General features: G+C 67.9%; 16 protein-coding genes and 2 pseudogenes. 5 read left to right on the top strand and 13 right to left on the bottom strand.

From position 1 onward, the window contains the following. Positions 1-297: 297 nt before the first annotated feature. Positions 298-2148 (bottom strand): phosphoenolpyruvate carboxykinase (GTP), encoded by a 1851-nt coding sequence (locus QMF22_RS02330; protein WP_283449947.1) that lies wholly within the window; start codon positions 2146-2148, stop codon positions 298-300. A 180-nt stretch (positions 2149-2328) separates the two neighbouring features. On the opposite strand from QMF22_RS02330, the gene QMF22_RS02325 reads away from it, so the two are divergent. Further along, a complete protein-coding gene (locus QMF22_RS02325; RefSeq protein WP_283449945.1) occupies positions 2329-3771 on the top strand; it encodes a helix-turn-helix domain-containing protein in 1443 nt (480 codons plus the stop codon). Between the two features lie 198 nt (positions 3772-3969). On the opposite strand, the gene QMF22_RS02320 is transcribed toward QMF22_RS02325, so the two are convergent. Continuing rightward, positions 3970-4605 carry a TetR/AcrR family transcriptional regulator gene (locus tag QMF22_RS02320; protein WP_283449942.1) on the bottom strand — a complete coding sequence of 212 codons (636 nt, stop codon included), beginning with the start codon at positions 4603-4605 and terminating at the stop codon, positions 3970-3972. A gap of 72 nt (positions 4606-4677) precedes the next feature. Between QMF22_RS02320 and QMF22_RS02315 the strand changes: the two genes are divergently transcribed. Then, positions 4678-5649, top strand: a complete 972-nt coding sequence (locus QMF22_RS02315) for a nitrilase-related carbon-nitrogen hydrolase (RefSeq protein WP_283449941.1) — start codon at positions 4678-4680, stop codon at positions 5647-5649. Then, positions 5646-6680: an agmatine deiminase family protein gene (locus QMF22_RS02310; RefSeq protein WP_283449940.1), complete on the top strand. Its 1035-nt coding sequence runs from the start codon at positions 5646-5648 to the stop codon at positions 6678-6680. Before QMF22_RS02315 ends, QMF22_RS02310 begins: the two co-directional genes overlap by 4 nt. 29 nt (positions 6681-6709) lie before the next feature. On the opposite strand, the gene QMF22_RS02305 is transcribed toward QMF22_RS02310, so the two are convergent. After that, positions 6710-7003 carry a hypothetical protein gene (locus QMF22_RS02305; protein ID WP_283449939.1) on the bottom strand — a complete coding sequence of 98 codons (294 nt, stop codon included), beginning with the start codon at positions 7001-7003 and terminating at the stop codon, positions 6710-6712. Then, positions 7003-7308, bottom strand: a complete 306-nt coding sequence (locus QMF22_RS02300) for a hypothetical protein (RefSeq protein WP_283449938.1) — start codon at positions 7306-7308, stop codon at positions 7003-7005. Before QMF22_RS02300 ends, QMF22_RS02305 begins: the two co-directional genes overlap by 1 nt. A 155-nt stretch (positions 7309-7463) precedes the next feature. Between QMF22_RS02300 and QMF22_RS02295 the strand changes: the two genes are divergently transcribed. Continuing rightward, entirely contained in the window at positions 7464-8315 is an 852-nt protein-coding gene (locus tag QMF22_RS02295; RefSeq protein WP_283449937.1) for a hypothetical protein, read from the top strand. Further along, positions 8312-8656: a transcriptional regulator gene (locus QMF22_RS02290; RefSeq protein ID WP_283449936.1), complete on the top strand. Its 345-nt coding sequence runs from the start codon at positions 8312-8314 to the stop codon at positions 8654-8656. Before QMF22_RS02295 ends, QMF22_RS02290 begins: the two co-directional genes overlap by 4 nt. On the opposite strand, the gene QMF22_RS02285 is transcribed toward QMF22_RS02290, so the two are convergent. The 9 genes and pseudogenes from QMF22_RS02285 to QMF22_RS02250 form a co-directional block, all read right to left on the bottom strand. Beyond that, complete coding sequence (locus tag QMF22_RS02285) at positions 8616-9398, bottom strand: 3-hydroxyacyl-CoA dehydrogenase (RefSeq protein WP_283449935.1); 783 nt, start codon at positions 9396-9398, stop codon at positions 8616-8618. The two genes, QMF22_RS02290 and QMF22_RS02285, sit on opposite strands and share 41 nt — an antisense overlap. A gap of 43 nt (positions 9399-9441) precedes the next feature. Next, positions 9442-10626, bottom strand: a complete 1185-nt coding sequence (locus QMF22_RS02280) for a thiolase family protein (RefSeq protein WP_283449934.1) — start codon at positions 10624-10626, stop codon at positions 9442-9444. A 59-nt stretch (positions 10627-10685) separates the two neighbouring features. Continuing rightward, positions 10686-11492 (bottom strand): TrmH family RNA methyltransferase, encoded by an 807-nt coding sequence (locus tag QMF22_RS02275; protein ID WP_283449933.1) that lies wholly within the window; start codon positions 11490-11492, stop codon positions 10686-10688. Between the two features lie 208 nt (positions 11493-11700). Beyond that, positions 11701-12309, bottom strand: a pseudogene (locus QMF22_RS17440) (DUF4397 domain-containing protein); the annotation flags it as partial. A gap of 213 nt (positions 12310-12522) precedes the next feature. Further along, positions 12523-12999, bottom strand: a pseudogene (locus QMF22_RS17435) (DUF4397 domain-containing protein); the annotation flags it as partial. 102 nt (positions 13000-13101) lie between these two features. Further along, complete coding sequence (locus tag QMF22_RS02265; protein ID WP_283449931.1) at positions 13102-13941, bottom strand: anti-sigma factor; 840 nt, start codon at positions 13939-13941, stop codon at positions 13102-13104. Beyond that, complete coding sequence (locus QMF22_RS02260) at positions 13928-14482, bottom strand: RNA polymerase sigma factor (RefSeq protein ID WP_283449930.1); 555 nt, start codon at positions 14480-14482, stop codon at positions 13928-13930. Before QMF22_RS02260 ends, QMF22_RS02265 begins: the two co-directional genes overlap by 14 nt. A 253-nt stretch (positions 14483-14735) precedes the next feature. Continuing rightward, on the bottom strand, positions 14736-16217 hold the full coding sequence (locus QMF22_RS02255; protein WP_283449929.1) for an NAD-dependent succinate-semialdehyde dehydrogenase: 1482 nt from the start codon (positions 16215-16217) through the stop codon (positions 14736-14738). 86 nt (positions 16218-16303) lie between these two features. Beyond that, entirely contained in the window at positions 16304-16933 is a 630-nt protein-coding gene (locus QMF22_RS02250) for a hypothetical protein (protein ID WP_283449928.1), read from the bottom strand. Positions 16934-17047: the final 114 nt, after the last annotated feature.

Raw genomic sequence — 17047 nt, 5'->3', positions numbered from 1 at the left:
GTGCCGGTCGCGTGACAGCCTCGGAGCGAATACTCGTGGCGAATGCAGGAAAACCGGCCACGGGCCTCCGCTTTCGCCGCACTGGTCGCGGCCTGGCGCAACCCCGCACGGAGGATTTCCTGAATTCGTCACCGTAGACGTACCGGAGGGGTGAGGCGCCGGGCCCACCTTAGGAACGCGGGACCATGATTGATCATGGGCCCAGTCTCCGGGCCCGGGCCCGGAAATCACCGCACGCCGGGAGAGACACGAACGGCCCCGCCACCAGGGGGGACGGGGCCGTACCTGCTGCGGGAATTAGTCCTTGAGGTGGTACCGCACGCTGGCGAGCTCAGCACGCAGGGCCGGCGGAACCTTGTCGCCGAACTTGTCGAAGTATTCCTCGGTCAGGTCGCACTCGGCGAGCCAGCTGGTCTGGTCGATCGCGAAGAGCTGGTCGACGGCTTCCTTCGACAGGTCGAGACCGTCGAGGTTCAGGCCGTCCTCGGCCGGGAGCAGGCCGATCGGGGTGTCGACGGCGTCGGCCGTGCCCTCGATGCGGCGGATCATCCACTCCAGAACCCTCGAGTTCTCGCCGAATCCGGGCCAGATGAAGCCGCCATCGGGGCCCTTGCGGAACCAGTTCACCTGGAAGATCGCCGGGGCGTTGGTGCCGAGCTCCTTGCCGACCTTGAGCCAGTGACCCCAGTAGTCGGCCATGTTGTAGCCGCAGAACGGGAGCATCGCGAACGGGTCGCGACGCAGCTCGCCGACGATGCCGTCAGCGGCCGCGGTCTTCTCGGACGAGATCGTCGCGCCCATGAACACGCCGTGCTTCCAGCTGCGGGCCTGTGCCACCAGCGGAACGTTGGTCGCGCGACGGCCGCCGAAGACGATGGCGTCGATCGGCACCCCACCGGCTGCTTCCCAGTCGTCGGCGATCGACGGGCACTGGGCGGCTGCAACGGTGAAGCGGGAGTTCGGGTGGGCGGCGGTGCGACCGGAATCGGGCGTCCAGTCCTTACCCTGCCAGTCGATCAGGTGGTCGGGAGCCTTGTCGGTCAGGCCTTCCCACCAGACGTCTCCGTCGTCGCGCAGGGCGACGTTGGTGAAGATGGTGTTGCCCCACATGGTGGAGACGGCAGTCGGGTTGGTGGTTTCACCGGTTCCGGGGGCGACTCCGAAGAAGCCGGCCTCGGGATTGATCGCCCAGAGACGGCCGTCTTCGCCCTGGCGCAGCCAGGCGATGTCGTCGCCGATGGTCTCGACCTTCCAGCCGGGGATGGTCGGGCGCAGCATCGACAGGTTCGTCTTGCCACAGGCCGACGGAAAAGCGGCGGCGACGTGGAACACGCCGCCTTCCGGGGAGATCAGTTTGATGAGCAGCATGTGCTCGGCGAGCCAGCCCTCGTCGCGGCCCATGACCGACGCGATGCGCAGGGCGAAGGACTTCTTGGAGAGTAGGGCGTTTCCGCCGTAGCCGGAACCGTAGGACCAGACCTCGCGGGTGTCGGGGAACTGCACGATGTACTTGTCATCGTTGCAGGGCCATTCGACGTCGGGACGGGTGATGCCCGACGCGTCGACGAGCGGGTAACCGACACTGTGCACGGTGTGCACCCACGCGTCGCCGGCCTCGATCATGGTCAGCACGGTCTCGCCCATCCGGGTCATGATGCCCATGTTGAGCACCACGTAGGGGGAATCGGTGATTTCGACGCCGAGCTGCGAGATGGGGCCGCCGAGCGGGCCCATCGAGAACGGCACGATGTACATGGTGCGGCCGCGCATGCTGCCGGCGAAAACGCCGCGCAGTTCGGCGCGCATGGCGGACGGTTCGGCCCAGTTGTTGGTGGGACCGGCATCCGCTTCATCGTTGGAGCAGATGAAGGTGCGACCCTCGACGCGGGCAACGTCCTTCGGATCGGTGCGGGCGAGGAAGCTGTTCGGACGCCATTCCGGGTTGAGACGGATGAGCTGACCGGAAGCAACGAGCAGTTTGGACAGCTCGTTGGCCTCGCGCTTGGAACCGTCGCACCAGACGATGGCGTCGGGCTCGGTCAGGCGAGCAATCTCATCGACCCACGCCTGCAGGTTGGGGTCGGTGCTGCCCGTACGTGACGGGTACGCATCCCCGTTGGTCTGGAGGGAAGAGTTGGTGAGAGTCATATTCTGGCCTTTCCGTACTGCTCGGGTAGGTGCAAATTTATGGAACGTCGGGGCTGCGTTGCTGACTTGACGTTGCGTACGGCCATAATTTCGGCCACAAACCAAGGATGGCCCTCCCTAGAGACGAGAACCGGCGATATTGCTAGTTAAGAACTGGCGTTTTTTAGATATTATTAAGTAATGTCGCCTCAAGCCTCCGATCTGATCACCCTCGGCCATCGCATCCGCCATTTTCGAAGCGAACGCGGCCTCACGCTCGACCAGCTCGGTGAGCGAGTCAGTCTCGCGGGCAGCCAGCTGTCGCTGATCGAGAACGGCCGCCGGGAGCCGAAACTCTCGACGCTGCAAGAACTGGCGACCGCACTGTCAGTCGACCTGGCTGAACTGCTGCGCCGGGAAGCGCCGAACAATCGGGCGGCGCTCGAAATCGAACTCGACCGGGCGCAGAAGAATCCGCTCTACGGTGCCCTCGGCCTGCCGGTCGTGAAGGTGACCAAGGGGATGCCGCTGCCCGCGATCGAATCACTGCTCGGCCTGCACCGCGAGCTGTCCCGTCGGGCCAGCGAGGCCATTGCCACCCCGGAGGAGGCCCGCCGCGCCAATACCGAATTGCGGGAGCGTATGCGCGAACAGGGCAACTACCTGCCAGCTATCGAAGAGCTCGTCGAGGAACGGGTGCGCGCGAGCGGCCATATCTCCGGCGCCCTCACCCACCGCGAGGTGAGCGTGATGGCTGATCAGCTCGGTTTCAGTTTGATCTACGTGAATGACCTGCCCAACTCCACCCGGTCGGTCACCGACCTCGCCAACGGGCGTATCTACCTACCGCCGGCCTCGATTCCCGGCGGGCACGGCCTGCGGTCGATGGCATTGCAGGCCATGGGTCACCGGTTGCTCGGGCACGAACGGCCCGGCAGCTACGCCGAGTTCCTGTGGCAGAGGCTCGAGATCAACTATTTCGCGGCGGCCTGTTTGATGCCGCGCGAGGCATCCGTCGCTTTTCTCGCCAACGCCAAGCAGGAACGCGAGCTGTCGGTCGAGGACTTTCGCGACACCTTCGGCGTCACCCATGAGGCGGCGGCGTTGCGGCTGACCAACCTTGCCACCAGCCACCTCGACATGACGCTGCACTTTCTGCGCGTCAACGGCGACGGCGCCCTGCAGAAGGGGTACGAGAACGACGACCTGCCGTTTCCAGTGGACGTCACCGGGTCGATCGAGGGCCAGTACGTCTGCAAGCAGTGGAGTGCCCGCAGCGCCTTCACCCACACCAACCGCACCACCGAGTTCTACCAGTACACCGACACCCCGGCCGGCACGTTCTGGTCGGCCACGCAGACCGGGTCAACGGATGCCGGCGAATTCTCGATCAGCGTCGGCGTTCCGTTCGCGCAGGCGAAGTGGTTTCGCGGGCGGGAGACGACCCAGCGCACGGTGTCCCGCTGTCCAGACGAGTCGTGCTGCCGCCGCCCCGACGCGGATGCCGCCGCGCGCTGGGCCGGCCGGGCCTGGCCGAGCGCCCGGCTGCACGCGCACGTGCTGTCGCCGCTGCCGTCCGGGACGTTTCCCGGGGTCGACGACTCCGAGGTGTACGCGTTCCTGGAGGCGCACGCCGCGGAGTAGTCGGGGGCCCGGCGTTCGGCCAGCACCGACGCTGGCGTTCGCTGCAGCCGCGGCCCCGAGCACGCCCGACTCGTGGTCACCGCGCACGTTGCGGGTCGCTGCGGCACCTAGAGCTGGCGCGGCGACCGGGAGCTGGCGCGGCGACCGGGAGCTGGCGCGGCGAGCGAGCGCCGCCGGCGTCCAGCGCGCGACCGCAGGTTAGGGAGCGGCGGCGGCGCCACTCAGCGCGCCGGCCGGCAGAGCGAGTTCATGCTCGGCGATGGTACGCATGAGTGGGCGCTGGGTGCGTGCGTCGCCGTATCGCACGGTGGCATGTGCATTGAGGCCGTCGATGATGCCGAGCAGCTGCCAGGCCAGGGCGGGTGCATCGTCAGTCACGAATTCGCCGCGGGCCACACCAACTCGCAACTGGGCGACCAGAAAGCCCTGCCAGGCGTCCATCTGGCGACCCACCTCCGCGGCGAGTGCAGGATTGCGGCGCCCGAGGCTCCAGGCATCGAGCCAGATCTCCGTGACCGCGCTGCGTTCCGGGCCGAGCAGGGTGTCGATCAGCACGCCGAGGGCGTCCACTGACGTCTGGCACGGGCCGAGTTCGGCGGCCACTTCGTCGATCTCCGCCGCAACGATCGCGCCGAAGGTGGCCGCAACCAGCACATTCATGCTCGGTTGGTAGTGCGCCACGAGGGCGGGGGTCACGCCGACCCGGGAGGCGACGGCCCGCACCGTGATGGCAGCGAGCCCGTCGGTCAGGGCGATCTGGCGGGCGGCCAACGCAATCTCCGTGACACGCTCGGCGGGGGCCTTGCGCCGATTGCGGGCGGAAAGTGTTGACATGGGACCCCAGTGTATATAGTTTGATCAGAGATTGTTGATCACTTGATCAATAAGAATCGCCAGGAGAACAGCATGCGCCTGATCGAGGCCCCGTCCAGCCCCGCGTCGCCCACCCGGGTCAGCGAGCCCGACCGCCTCCCCCTGCGCGTCGGCCTCGTGCAGCATCGGTGGCACGCGGACGCGGCGACGCTTCGGGCGGAGCTGGCGGAGGGCATCCGGTTGGCGGCTGAGGCCGGCGCCCGAATCGTGTTCCTGGCCGAACTGACCCTCAGTAAGTACCCCGGAAACGTGCGGGCCACCGGCACACCCAAAGCGGATGCCGAACCACTCCTGACCGGCCCCACCTTCGAATTCGCGACTGCCCAGGCCCGGCTGCACAATGTCATCGTGCACGCGTCCCTGTTCGAACGACCGGCTGACACCGACGAGCCGACCGATCCGCGCGGCTACAACACGGCCATTATGGCGTCGCCGGCCGGCGAACTGCTCGGCCGCACCCGCAAAACGCACATTCCGGTCACCGCGGGCTACTACGAGGACACCTACTTTCGGCCCGGGCCCGCCGCGGACGCCTACCCGGTCTACACAGTGGCGGGTGCCCGCCTCGGCCTGCCGACCTGCTGGGACGAGTGGTTTCCCGAGGTCTCCCGGCTGTATGGGCTCGGCGGCGCGGAGATTCTCGCCTACCCGACCGCGATCGGCTCAGAGCCGCTCTTTCCAAACTTTGACACCCAGCCGATCTGGCAGCAGGTCATCGTGGCCAACGGCATCACCAGCGGACTGTTCATCGTCGTGCCGAATCGGCACGGCGACGAGGGCGACCTCACCTTCTACGGTTCGTCGTTCATCTCCGACCCGTTCGGACGCGTGCTGGTGCAGGCGCCGCGCGGCGAATCCGTCGCACTCGTGGCCGACCTTGACCTGGCCCAGCGCGAGGAGTGGCTCACCCTGTTCCCGTTCCTGGCCACGCGCCGCCCCGACAGCTACGCCGGCCTGACGGCGGCGGCCGACCCGGCGCATCCGTTTGGGTCGGAGCGCGCATGACCTGGCGGATGCCGGCCGAAACCGCGCCGCAAGAGAGGGTCTGGATGGCTTTTCCGGCCGGCGGCTACACCCTCGGCGATACCGCTGAGTCGGCGCACGAGGCGCGCCGAACCTGGGCTGCCGTCGCGCATGCGATCGCCGATTTCGAACCGGTGACCATGGTCGTCGACCCGGCCGCCCGCGCCGACGCCACGCGCTACCTCGGCAGCGAAATCGAAGTTGTGGAAGCCGAGTTGAACGACAGCTGGATGCGCGACATCGGCCCGAGCTTCGTGCGCAACGTGGACGGCCGGCTGGGGGCCGTGGACTGGACCTTCAACGGCTGGGGCGGCCAGGACTGGGCCAGCTGGGATCACGATTCGAAAATCGGCCGTTTCGTAGCGGATGCCGCCGGGGCGGTCGCCGTGTCGTCGCCCCTTGTGAACGAGGGCGGCGGCATCCACGTCGACGGCGCGGGCACAGTGCTGGCGACGGAGAGCGTGCAGCTCGATCCCGGGCGCAATCCCGGCGCAACACGCACCTCGGTCGAGGCGGAACTGCGCCGCACGATCGGTGCCGAGCACGTCGTCTGGCTCCCGCGCGGCCTCACCCGCGACCAGCAACGCTTCGGCACCCGCGGGCACATCGACATGGTCGCAACGATCTCGTCGCCGGGCACGATTCTGCTGCACGCGCAGAACGATCCCGCGCATCCCGACTACCCGCTGACCCGCGAATTCCGGGCGCTGCTGGCGGCAGAACACGATGCGGCCGGGCGATCGTTCACGATCATCGGTCTGCCGGCACCCGCCGTGTTGCGCGACGACGAGGGGTTCGTGGATTACAACTACGTCAACCACCTCGTGGTCAACGGCGGCGTCATTGCCTGCAGTTTCGGTGACGAGAGAGCCGATGCCAAGGCCCGGGACCTGCTCGCCGCCGCCTACCCGGGGAGACGGGTGGTGTCAGTCGACGCGCGGCCGTTGTTCGCGCGTGGGGGCGGCATCCACTGCATCACGCAGCAGCAGCCGGCGGCGGCGCTAGCGTCCTGACCCTGACGTCTGAGTCAGTGCGAGCCTGATCAGGCGTTAGCCGGCCGGCGCGCGTTGCGCCACAGGCCGAAGACGAGCGGCAGCACGATAACGACCCCGAAAATCAGATACGCCCACTCGCCCAGTTCGTGGCGCAAGATCCCGACGCCGGATACCAGGATCGCGATCTGGAGCATTCTCCAGAACAAACTCGGCGGCTTCTGGCGACCGGCAGCCCGCACAAATGTTTCCGAACCCCGGTTCTGCCCCGATAATTTCGCGGCTTCCACCAGGCCGAGGGCTGACGCAACGACAATGAGCACGACGCCGAGCAGCAAATCCATCAGCGCTGCGCCAGCGCGTCAACCCGCGCATTGTGCCGGAACCGCACCAGATTGAACGGCACCAGAACGGCGATGAACAGCAGCACGAACGCCCACGGGCCGACCTCGGCCGTCATGAGGTTGGCACCCCAGATCACGAGAACGACCGCACCGATATTCAACAGAGTGGATGCCCGTGGCTGGGTCGGCGCCGTGCGCATCAGTGGGATCACGACCCCGGCGTTGGCGCGGGACAGCCAGACCGCGTAGGCGATCCCGCAGGCGAAGCCGAAAAGAATGAGGATCGCGCCGAATATGACTGCCATGCGATGGTGCTCCCTGCCGAGTCGTTACTTCGACACTAACCGCTCGGTGGCGCCGGTCACGATTCACTTTCCATATGGAAAGTACCTGCTAGCCTTCAAGCAGGCAGCCAGGGCGGGCATCCACTCGCCGCACCGGCACGAGGTAAGGAAACACCATGAGTCCGACCGATGGGCAACGTATTGACGCAGCGGGTGCCGCGCACCTGCTCGAGGCCGGCGCCGCCGCGAGCGCCCGTGCCGACGCGGCTGTCGATCATCGCGTGCTGGCCCGAACTCAATTCGGTATCGCTGCGGCGATGTTCATCTACCTCAGCGTGTTCCTGCTGCTGTTCGGCAACCAGACGCAGGAGGCCGTGTCGGGAGCAGGACCGGGCGGCTATGCCTACGGCACCATGCTGCTTATTCCCTTTCTCGTGCTCACCCAGTTGGTCATGGGGGTGCGCGACCGCGTTGGGGTAGTTCGCGCGCATCGGCCGTACCTCGTCTCTGCGCTGATCGGGCTGATTCCGTTTCTGCTCCTCGCCGGGCTGAGTGTCCTGGACGTGAGCTATCCGTGGGGCTTGAACCTCGTCGCCGCTGCGGCGCCGGCCGTTCCGCTGGCCGGGCTGGGCCTGAAAGCGGCCCGCCGGGCCGGGCCTCGGTCGAGACCGGTCGCGCCCATCGAACCGGGCCGTCCGGCCCGCATCATGACCGCGAGCCTCGGCCTCTATCTGGGCCTCACCGGCATGCTCGCGACCTTCAGCTGGTCCGCCCTCACCGGGCTAGCGCTGGTCATCGGGCTGGTTATACTCCTTGCCCTGATCTCATCCCGCTGGGGGCTGCCGAGCCTCGGAGCAGTGTGGGGCAGCCGCGAGTGGGCCGCCTACGGCACCTCGTTCACCCTGCTGGTGACGCTGGCAGTCGTGCTCGCCCGCACCCCCTGGAATACCCCGCTGGTCGGCGTGGTCGGTGGCCTGATCGTGGCCGCGCCGCTGGTGGTCGCCGCCGTTCGCGGCGCCCGATCATGACCGAGCGCCATCATCCGCGGCACGGACTCGATGACGCCCTGCTGACCCCGTTGCGCTTTTCGCTCATGGCCGCGGTCGGGCCCGATGCCGAAATCGACTTCGCCACGCTGCGCGACCTGCTCGAGACCGACGATTCGGCGCTCAGTAAAGCTATTGCCACGCTCAACGCGGTCGGCTATGTGGGCGTGCGTAAGGGCTACGTGGCCAATCGCCCGCGAACCTGGCTTCGGGCGACTCACGGTGGCCGGGCAGCAATGCGCGTGCACGTCGCCGCCCTGCAGGCCATCGCTGGCGGGCTGACTACTTCGGCTGCATCCGAATCGCCCCGTCAAGTCGGATAGTTTCTCCATTGAGCATGGGATTTTCGATGATATGCCGCACCAGGAATGCGAACTCAGTCGGGTCGCCGAGCCGGGACGGATGCGGCACCTGAGCGCCCAGGGAGTCCCGCACCGGCTGGGGCAGCCCCTGCAGCATGGGGGTGTCGAAGATGCCGGGTGCAATCGACATCACCCGAATCAGGCTCTGCGCGAATTCGCGAGCCAGCGGAAGGGTCATCGCGGCGACGCCGCCCTTGGACGCGGCATAAGCCGCCTGCCCGATCTGACCGTCGAAGGCGGCGACCGAGGCCGTGTTCACGATGACGCCGCGTTCAGCGCCGCCCTGACGGTCCGGGCTCCCCACGGGTTCAGTGCGCTGCATCGCGGCGGCGGCCAGCCGCACGACGTTGAAGGTACCGACCAGATTGATTCGGATGGCCCGCTCAAAGTCTTCGAGCGGCAGCGGTCCATCCCGGCCGACCGTGCGAGCGCCGGGCGCAATGCCGGCACAGTTGATCACGATACGCACCGGCCCCTGCGCCACGGCGGCGTCGACGGCACTCTGCACGTCGCCCGCGCTCGTGACGTCGCCGGCTACAAACCGGGCGCGGTCGCCCAGGGAGGCCGCGATTTGTTCGCCGGGAGCGCCCGGCAGGTCGAGCAGCACCACGAAGGCCCCGGCCGCGTGCAGCGTGCGAACGCAGGCTAGACCGAGGCCGGAGGCGCCTCCGGTAATGAGGGCAGAGCATCCGTCAATCTGCATCAGAGCCTTTCCATCAAGCGTGTGGCGATCGCGAAATCGCGCATCAGAGCCTCTCAATGAGGGTGGCGTTAGCCATGCCGCCACCCTCGCACATGGCCTGCAGGCCCCACCGGCCGCCGGTCATTTCGAGGTGGTTGAGCAGCGTTCCGAGCAGTCGGGTGCCCGAGGAACCGAGCGCGTGGCCGAGGGCAATGGCGCCGCCGCGCGGGTTGAGGCAATCGGGATCGGCACCGATCTCGCGCAGCCAGGCCAGCGGCACGCTCGCGAACGCCTCGTTGATCTCGTACGCGTCGATGTCGTCGATGCCGAGGCCGGACCGCGCGAGGATGCGCTGAGTCGCCGGGATCACGCCGGTCAGCATGAGCATCGGGTCGCTCCCCACAACGGTGAAACTATGGAAGCGGGCGCGGGGGTTCAGCCCGAGCTGCGCGGCCCGCTTGGCGCTCATGATCAGCGTCGCCGAGGCCCCGTCGGTGAGCGGGGACGAATTGCCGGCCGTGACATGCCAGCCGAGCTTGGGAAACCGGGCGGCGAGCGCATCGGTGCGAAAGGCGGGGCGGAGGCCGGCGAGCCCGGCGTGCGAGGTGCCGGGTCGGATGGTCTCGTCCTCGGTGACGACGGTGCCGTCCGGCCGGGTGACGGCCACGATTTCGCCGCCGAAGTCGCCGCGTTCCGCCGCAGAGGCGGCCAGACGGTGGGAACGGGCCGCGTAATTATCGAGGGCGTCGCGGCCGAGGTTGTATTTCTGGTTGATGAGCTCGGCTGACACTCCTTGGTTGACCAGGCCGTCGGGGTAACGCTCGTGCATGAGGGTGCCGAACGGGTCCTGTCCGCCGGCAGTGGAGCCGAGCGGCACCCGGCTCATCGATTCAACGCCGCAGGCGATGACCACGTCGGAACTGCCGCTCATCACAGCCTGGGCGGCGAAGGCGGCGGCCTGCTGGCTGGACCCGCACTGGCGGTCGATCGTGGTGCCCGGCACGGTGTGCGGAAATCCGGCGGAGAGCAGGGCTGTGCGGGTGACGTTGTTGCCCTGCTCTCCGGCCTGGCTGACGCAGCCGCCGATGACGTCGTCGATCAGTGCCGGGTCGAGGTTGTTACGGCTGACCAGTTCGTGCAGAACGGTGGCCAGGAGGTCGGCCGGATGGATTCCGTCAAGGGCTCCCCCGGGCTTGCCCCGGCCCGAGGGGGTGCGCAGAACGTCGATGATGACAGCTTCATTGCTCATGACCCCAGCCTAGGCCCGCGGCGGACCCACGGTCTCGACAGCGGATGCCCGCACGCCGGTTAACCCGACAGCGCCCACATCGCGACGGCGCTCGCCGCGGCGACGTTGAGCGAGTCGATACCGTGCTTCATCGGAATTTGCACCACGCTGTCCGACAGGGCGAGTGCCTCGGGGGTGAGCCCCTCACCCTCGGCGCCGAGCAGCAGGGCCAGGCGATCATGGCTGGTGCCGTCGAAGTCGCGCAGGCTGACAGCATCAGGCGTCAGCGCGAGGGCGGCCACGTGAAAACCATGCCGGGTGAGCAGGGCACGGGTGTCGGTCCAGTCGCCGACGCGGGTCCACGGCACCTGCAGCACGGTGCCCATCGACACCCGGATGGCCCGGCGGTAGAACGGGTCGGAGCAGCGGGGCGTGACCAGAATCGCATCCGCTCCAATGGCACCGGCCGAGCGAAAGATGGCACCGACGTTGGTCGGATCCGATACGTTTTCGAGGATCACGATGCGGCGTGCACCGGCAAGCAGGGTGTCGGCGCTGGGCAGCGCGGGCCGGTTCATCGACGCGATCAGGCCGCGATGCAGAATGTACCCGGTGAGGTCGGCGAGCATGTCGCCGGGGCCGACGAACACGGGCACCTCGGCCGCGTAGACGCCGAGCACAGCGAGAGCCTCATCGGCCGTGTTGCCGAGCGCGAGCACCGACCGCGGAATGTGCCCAGCGCGCAGGGCCCGCTCGAGCACGAGGGCCGATTCGGCGATGTAGAGCCCGTGCTCGGTTCCGCGGGCCTTCTTCAGCGCGACATCGGTGAGGTGGGCGTAGTCGACCAGTCTCGGGTCGCTCAGGTCGTCGATCGCGATCAGGGGCATCCGCAAAGTCTAGCCAGCGGTCCGTCGCCCGAGTCCTGGCCCCGACTCCCAGCACCTTCTGGGGGCGAATTCAGGAAAATAGGCGACGCCGGCATCCAACGCGCCCGGAAACACCCGGTACGACAGATGCACCCAGCTGGATTTCCTGAATCAGCCCCCGACGGGCGATGATACAAACGAACTTCGGAGGCCGGAGCTACTTCGTGGACACGGTCTGCACGGCCAGGGCGAGGGTGCCATCTGCGAGGCTGCCCCAGGCGTAGACGATGGTGTTCGTGTTCACTGCAATTTCCACGTCCGCCGGGCCGATGAGCGCCGCCGTCGTTCCGGCGGCCGCGACCGAGGCTGAGATGGTGCCGACCGGCAGCACCAGAACGGACTCGTTCGGGTTGGTCAGGCCGGTGATGGCCGGGACGCCGTTGGCGAGCACGTCCACGGCGGGAGCCGCGGCCACATGGCGAACCGTCAGTCGACCCTGGCCGGCGCCGGGCGCCGACCTGTCATTGGTGAACAGGGCCGCGGTGGGCAATCCGGCCTCGCTGAGGTGAGCGACCGCCGTGTAATTACCACCGGACGCGACCGTGAGATCGACCGGGCCGATCACGGGAGCGCTCGCGTCGGGGGCATCCGCTGCGGTGATGGCAAGAGTGTAGCTGCCGGCCGGAATGCGGAACGTTTTGGTGAGGGTGCCGGGTTCGAAGTCGTCGATGACCTTCGTGTTGTCGACATAGACGTCGACCACGACGCCCGGGATGGCGTGCAGCACCGAAACTGATGCCGGCGCTGCGGCCCGCGTGCGCACCGTCTGCACGAACAATGCGAGGTTGCTATCGGCGAGACTCCCCCAGGCATAGACGATGGTGTTGGTGCGCGGGGCGATCGTGACGTCGGCCGGGCCGAGCAGCGGAGCAGTGGTTCCGGCGGCGGCAACGACGGCACTGATCGAGCCGACCGGCAGGTCGAGCACGGTCTGCGACGGGTTGATCAGGCCGGCGACGGCGACCGCGCCGTTCGCGAGCACGTCGACGGCGGGTGCGGCCGCAACGTGCCGCACTGTGAGGCGACCCTGCCCGGGCGCCAACGGCGTGGTGTCGTCGTTGAACAGGGTGGCGGTGGGGAGGCCGGCGTCACTCAGGTGGGCCACGGCCGTGAAGCTTCGATTGGCCGTGACCGTGACGGTGGTTGAACCACTGATCGCAATCGCCGGCAGCGGAACGCCGTTCGCGCCCACGCCCACCTCGAGCGGGTTCGACGCGGAGATGTCGACGGTATGGGTGCCGGCCGCGATCTTCAGCGGGCCGAGCAGGGTTCCCGGCATGAAGTCGTCGACGACGACGCGGCCGTCGACCGAGATGTCGAGGGAGAGCCCGGGAATGGCGTGCAGCACCGAGACGGATGCCGTACCCGGCGAAGCGGATGCTGCCGGCACGGCCGCCTGGGCCGGCGCGAGCCCGGCGAGGGCGACGAGAAGGCCGGCGGAGATTCCGACGGCGAGGGACTTGCGCATTGCTACCTCCAGTGGGTCGATACGGAAGGCGGCTGTGCCTTCCTGGTAACAACTTCTCCGGCCGGGCGCGTTTCGGATGCATCGGCAGCAAGTATTTCGCAATCAGAGTTTGTGCAGCGCTCCGCGCACGATCGAGTCACCGGAGTGGGCCGGGTCACCGTCGGCCGGTTCGGCCGACACGTCGACCAGCGGGTACTGGGTGAGGTCGACGCTGGCCGGGATGGCGAAACGGCCGGTGGAGCCGTCCAGGAATCCGATGCTGACCAGGCCGGAGGCATCCGCTTTGAGCAGCCAGACCTCGCGCGAACCCGAGCCCTGGATGGCTGGCGCATCGAGGTCGACCACGACCGAGCGGCGGCCGTCGGCTGCCTGCTCTACCCGGGCCGAGCCGCTCGCGGCCCAGCCGGGCAGGGCGTCCAGGGCCGCTTCGGCCACGATCCGTTCAGCCGGCGGGCCGGCCGTACTCGCGACACCGAAGGCGATGCCGCCGACCAGGCCGATCACGCCGGCGGCCGCCGCGAACGGCACCCAGCGGCGGCGCGGCAGCGAGCGAACCGGTGCCGGCGCGACCGCGGGCGCGCTCAACGGTTCGGGCGTCGATTCGACCGGAAGGGACGCGGCGACCGGCGAAGCGGATGCGCGGGGCTGGGCCGCAGCAGCCGTCACGTCAGGGGTCGTTGCGAAGGGAGGTGGGGTGCGCACGGCATCGCTCAGCCCGAGCTCGACATGAATGAGCGCCCAAACACCCGCCGGCGGCATGAGCAGCGGATCAGACCCGGCGGCCCGACCGAGTTGCACGACCTGCCGCAGGGCGAGGTATTCCTCCGCGCACTCGGCGCAGGCGGCGAGATGGGCACGCTCGCCGGCGCTCGCGCCCTGTTCGGCCAGAGCGAGCAGGTGCAGGTCGTCTGCGGAAATGTGGGCGCCATCAATAGGAGTCATCGGACACCTCCAGCCGGGTGCGGAGGCGGGTCAGGCTGCGCCGCATGTGGCTCTTCACCGTGCCGAGCGGCAGCCCGAGACTGTCGGCGATCTGCACCTGGGTGAGATCATCGAAAAAGGCCAGGCGCATCACCTGCCGTGGCACTGGTTCGAGCCGGTCGATTTCATCGCTGACCAGCACGCGATTGACCACGCTCACGCTGTCGTCGACCCGATGGGCCGGGATGGTCGCCGCGAGGGACTCTTCGAGCCGCCGCTGTCGGCTGCGGGCCTCATGCGTGTCGGCGACCACGTGCCTCGTGATGCCGATCAGCCAGGCTGGCAGTCGAGAACGGGCCGGGTCGAACCCGGCGCGCCCCCGCCAGGCGGCGATGAACACCTTCTGGGTGACGTCCTCGGCGTCAGCCGCATTGGCGAGGGAGCGCACGGCGATCGTGAAAACCAGGGGCGACCAGCGCGCGTAAGCCGCAGCGAGGGCACGCTCCTCACCGTCTTGAAAGGCGCGGGCCAGAGCCGCGTCATCGTCGGTGGGTGCGCTCACGTGAGTGTGGGTCCTTCGGGCCGAAACACGAACCGGGCAGGGGCGCTTCGGCCGGACACTCCGAGTGTCGACCTCCGCGCGCACCAGCATAGTGAGTTTCCTTCGACTCGGTTGCAGTACCCCCTCGAGCAAAGGGGCCACAGCAGCAAACCCGACGTCGCTTGCTGTGGCCCTTCCCGGGGCGGGAAACCACTTACTCCTTTATTTCTCTCGTCGAGGGCGAAACGGATGCACCCTGCCGCAACTCGCGGTTTTACGGCGTCGGCGTGAGCGTGTACTTCGTCGAGAGATACTCCTGGATTCCCTCGAGCCCGCCCTCGCGGCCGAGGCCGGACTGCTTGACGCCGCCGAACGGTGCGGCGGCGTTGGAGACGACGCCGGTGTTCAGACCCATCATGCCGGTCTGCAGCTTCTCGATCATGCGCTGGCCGCGCGCGAGATCGGTCGTGAACACATAGCTGATCAAGCCGAACTCGGTGTCGTTGGCGAGGCGCACGGCATCCGCTTCGTCAGTGAACGTGCTGATTGCCAGCACGGGGCCGAAGATTTCGTCGCGCAGAATATCGCTGCCGGCCTTGACGTCGGTCAGCACTGTCGGCGCGTAGAAGGTGCCCTCGCGCTCGATCGCGACGCCGCCGGTGAGCAGGGTCGCGCCGCGGGTCAGGGCATCTTGTACCAGGGAATCGGCCTTGGCGACGGCCTTGCCATCGATCAGCGGGCCGATGGTGATGCCAGCCTCGGTGCCGCGGCCGATCTGGAACGCTTCAACGCGTTCGGTGATTCGCCGGGCGAATTCGGCGGCGACGGACTCGTGCACGATGAAGCGGTTGGCCGCGGTGCACGCCTGGCCGATATTCCGGAATTTGGCGATGAGCGCGCCTTCCACAGCCTTGTCGAGGTCGGCGTCGGCGAAGACGACGAACGGGGCGTTGCCGCCGAGCTCCATCGAAGTGCGCAGCACGTTCTCGGCGGAGAGCTTGATGAGCGATTTGCCAACCGCGGTCGACCCGGTGAAGCTGAGCTTGCGGAGGCGCGGGTCGGCGATGATCGGCTCGGAGACCACGCCGGACTGAGACGTCGTGATGACGTTGACGACGCCGGCGGGCAGGCCGGCCTCTTCGAGCAGGGCCACGAAGTGCAGGGTGGTCAGCGGGGTGAGCGCGGCCGGTTTGACGACGACGGTGCAGCCGGCGGCGAGCGCCGGGGCAATCTTGCGCGTCGCCATGGCGAGCGGAAAGTTCCACGGGGTGATCAGAAAGCATGGGCCGACCGGGTGCTGGGTGACGATCATTCGACCGGTGCCCTCGGGGTTGGTGCCGTAGCGGCCGCTGATGCGCACCGCTTCTTCGCTGAACCAGCGCAGGAATTCGCCGCCGTAGGCGACCTCGCCGAGCGCCTCGGGCAGTGGCTTGCCCATTTCGATGGTCATGAGCAGGGCAAATTCCTGCTTACGTTCCTGCAACAGGTCGAAGGCGCGGCGCAGGATTTCGCCCCGCGCGCGGGCGGGCGTCGCGGCCCAATCGGCCTGGGCTGCGTCGGCGGCGTCGAGGGCTGCGGTGCCGTCGGCCACGCTCGCGTCGGCGATGGTCTTGATGACGCGGCCGGTGGCCGGGTCGGTGACATCGAGGGTGCGGCCTCCGGTGGCGGCGACCCATTTGCCGTTGATGTAGAGCTGGTTCGGTACACGAGCGAGCAGCTCGGATTCGTTCGTTGGCGCTTCGGTAACAACCGTCATTGCATCTCCTAGTACTTTGTCTGCCCGTCGATCTGACGGTAATAGCCTAGCTGCGCCCACCGACAGGGTTGCTGGCGGCCAGTGTTTCAGCTGAACATCAAGGGAACGATCATGCCGACGGTCATCGCCGACATGGCCAGGCCCATGCTGGCGTGTTGCGCGGCCGCCCAGCGCTGCCGGGTTCCCGAGCGGCCAACCGGCCAGCGCGGTACTCGAATGACGAGAACAACGACGAGAACGGAGGCCGCAACCAGCACCCAGCCCAGTGGCAGCAGTAGCGACCCGGCCGGGTGGGTGTGTGCCGCGTGCAGGGTGGCGCCAGCTGCGGCATCCGCTGGGCCGGAGGATGTAGCCGTCAGCATGGCCAGCCACATCACCGACATGAAGAGCAGCCCGGCCGCGTGTTGCGCTGCGACCCTGCGGGCGCCGCGCGCTCCGCCTGGCCGAATTCCGGGCAGGCTCGCGAGCATCAGCGCCAGCAACACTGCGGCCCAGGCCAGCGGTGAGAGCAGCCGTCCCGGCAGGGCCATATCCACCGTCGAGATGACCATCACGATCAGGACCGTCGCAGCCATGAACGCCCGCCACGGGCAGCGAGGTCGCCGCCAAGCGGCGAGCCCGCAGACGACGCTCGTTCCGGTGAGCATGAGTGCAATGGCGATCCAGGCCTCGCCCCAGAGGTCGTTGCCCCCAGCCATGCCCACCATTGCGCCCATGTCAGCACGCTACGCGCGAACCCAGTGGCCGGCTTGTCGACCGGCGCACGGTTGGGGTGTAGCGGCGCACCCTCACGGCGATGAGGGGGTTGCATCTTCCGGGTGATCGTATAT

The sequence above is a fragment of the Cryobacterium sp. PH31-L1 genome (assembly GCF_030063145.1).
Classification (GTDB): Bacteria; Actinomycetota; Actinomycetes; order Actinomycetales; family Microbacteriaceae; genus Cryobacterium.
Note: the sequence above shows the minus strand (reverse complement) of the source record. Positions and strands in the feature narration are given on the sequence as shown.

Bases quoted from the DNA above. Each gene is read 5' to 3' on its own strand.
- QMF22_RS02330 (WP_283449947.1), bottom strand. From the start codon at position 2,148: ATGACTCTCACCAACTCTTCCCTCCAGACCAACGGGGATGCGTACCCG.
- QMF22_RS02325 (WP_283449945.1), top strand. From the start codon at position 2,329: ATGTCGCCTCAAGCCTCCGATCTGATCACCCTCGGCCATCGCATCCGC.
- QMF22_RS02320 (WP_283449942.1), bottom strand. From the start codon at position 4,605: ATGTCAACACTTTCCGCCCGCAATCGGCGCAAGGCCCCCGCCGAGCGT.
- QMF22_RS02315 (WP_283449941.1), top strand. From the start codon at position 4,678: ATGCGCCTGATCGAGGCCCCGTCCAGCCCCGCGTCGCCCACCCGGGTC.
- QMF22_RS02310 (WP_283449940.1), top strand. From the start codon at position 5,646: ATGACCTGGCGGATGCCGGCCGAAACCGCGCCGCAAGAGAGGGTCTGG.
- QMF22_RS02305 (WP_283449939.1), bottom strand. From the start codon at position 7,003: ATGGATTTGCTGCTCGGCGTCGTGCTCATTGTCGTTGCGTCAGCCCTC.
- QMF22_RS02300 (WP_283449938.1), bottom strand. From the start codon at position 7,308: ATGGCAGTCATATTCGGCGCGATCCTCATTCTTTTCGGCTTCGCCTGC.
- QMF22_RS02295 (WP_283449937.1), top strand. From the start codon at position 7,464: ATGAGTCCGACCGATGGGCAACGTATTGACGCAGCGGGTGCCGCGCAC.
- QMF22_RS02290 (WP_283449936.1), top strand. From the start codon at position 8,312: ATGACCGAGCGCCATCATCCGCGGCACGGACTCGATGACGCCCTGCTG.
- QMF22_RS02285 (WP_283449935.1), bottom strand. From the start codon at position 9,398: ATGCAGATTGACGGATGCTCTGCCCTCATTACCGGAGGCGCCTCCGGC.
- QMF22_RS02280 (WP_283449934.1), bottom strand. From the start codon at position 10,626: ATGAGCAATGAAGCTGTCATCATCGACGTTCTGCGCACCCCCTCGGGC.
- QMF22_RS02275 (WP_283449933.1), bottom strand. From the start codon at position 11,492: ATGCCCCTGATCGCGATCGACGACCTGAGCGACCCGAGACTGGTCGAC.
- QMF22_RS02265 (WP_283449931.1), bottom strand. From the start codon at position 13,941: ATGACTCCTATTGATGGCGCCCACATTTCCGCAGACGACCTGCACCTG.
- QMF22_RS02255 (WP_283449929.1), bottom strand. From the start codon at position 16,217: ATGACGGTTGTTACCGAAGCGCCAACGAACGAATCCGAGCTGCTCGCT.
- QMF22_RS02250 (WP_283449928.1), bottom strand. From the start codon at position 16,933: ATGGGCGCAATGGTGGGCATGGCTGGGGGCAACGACCTCTGGGGCGAG.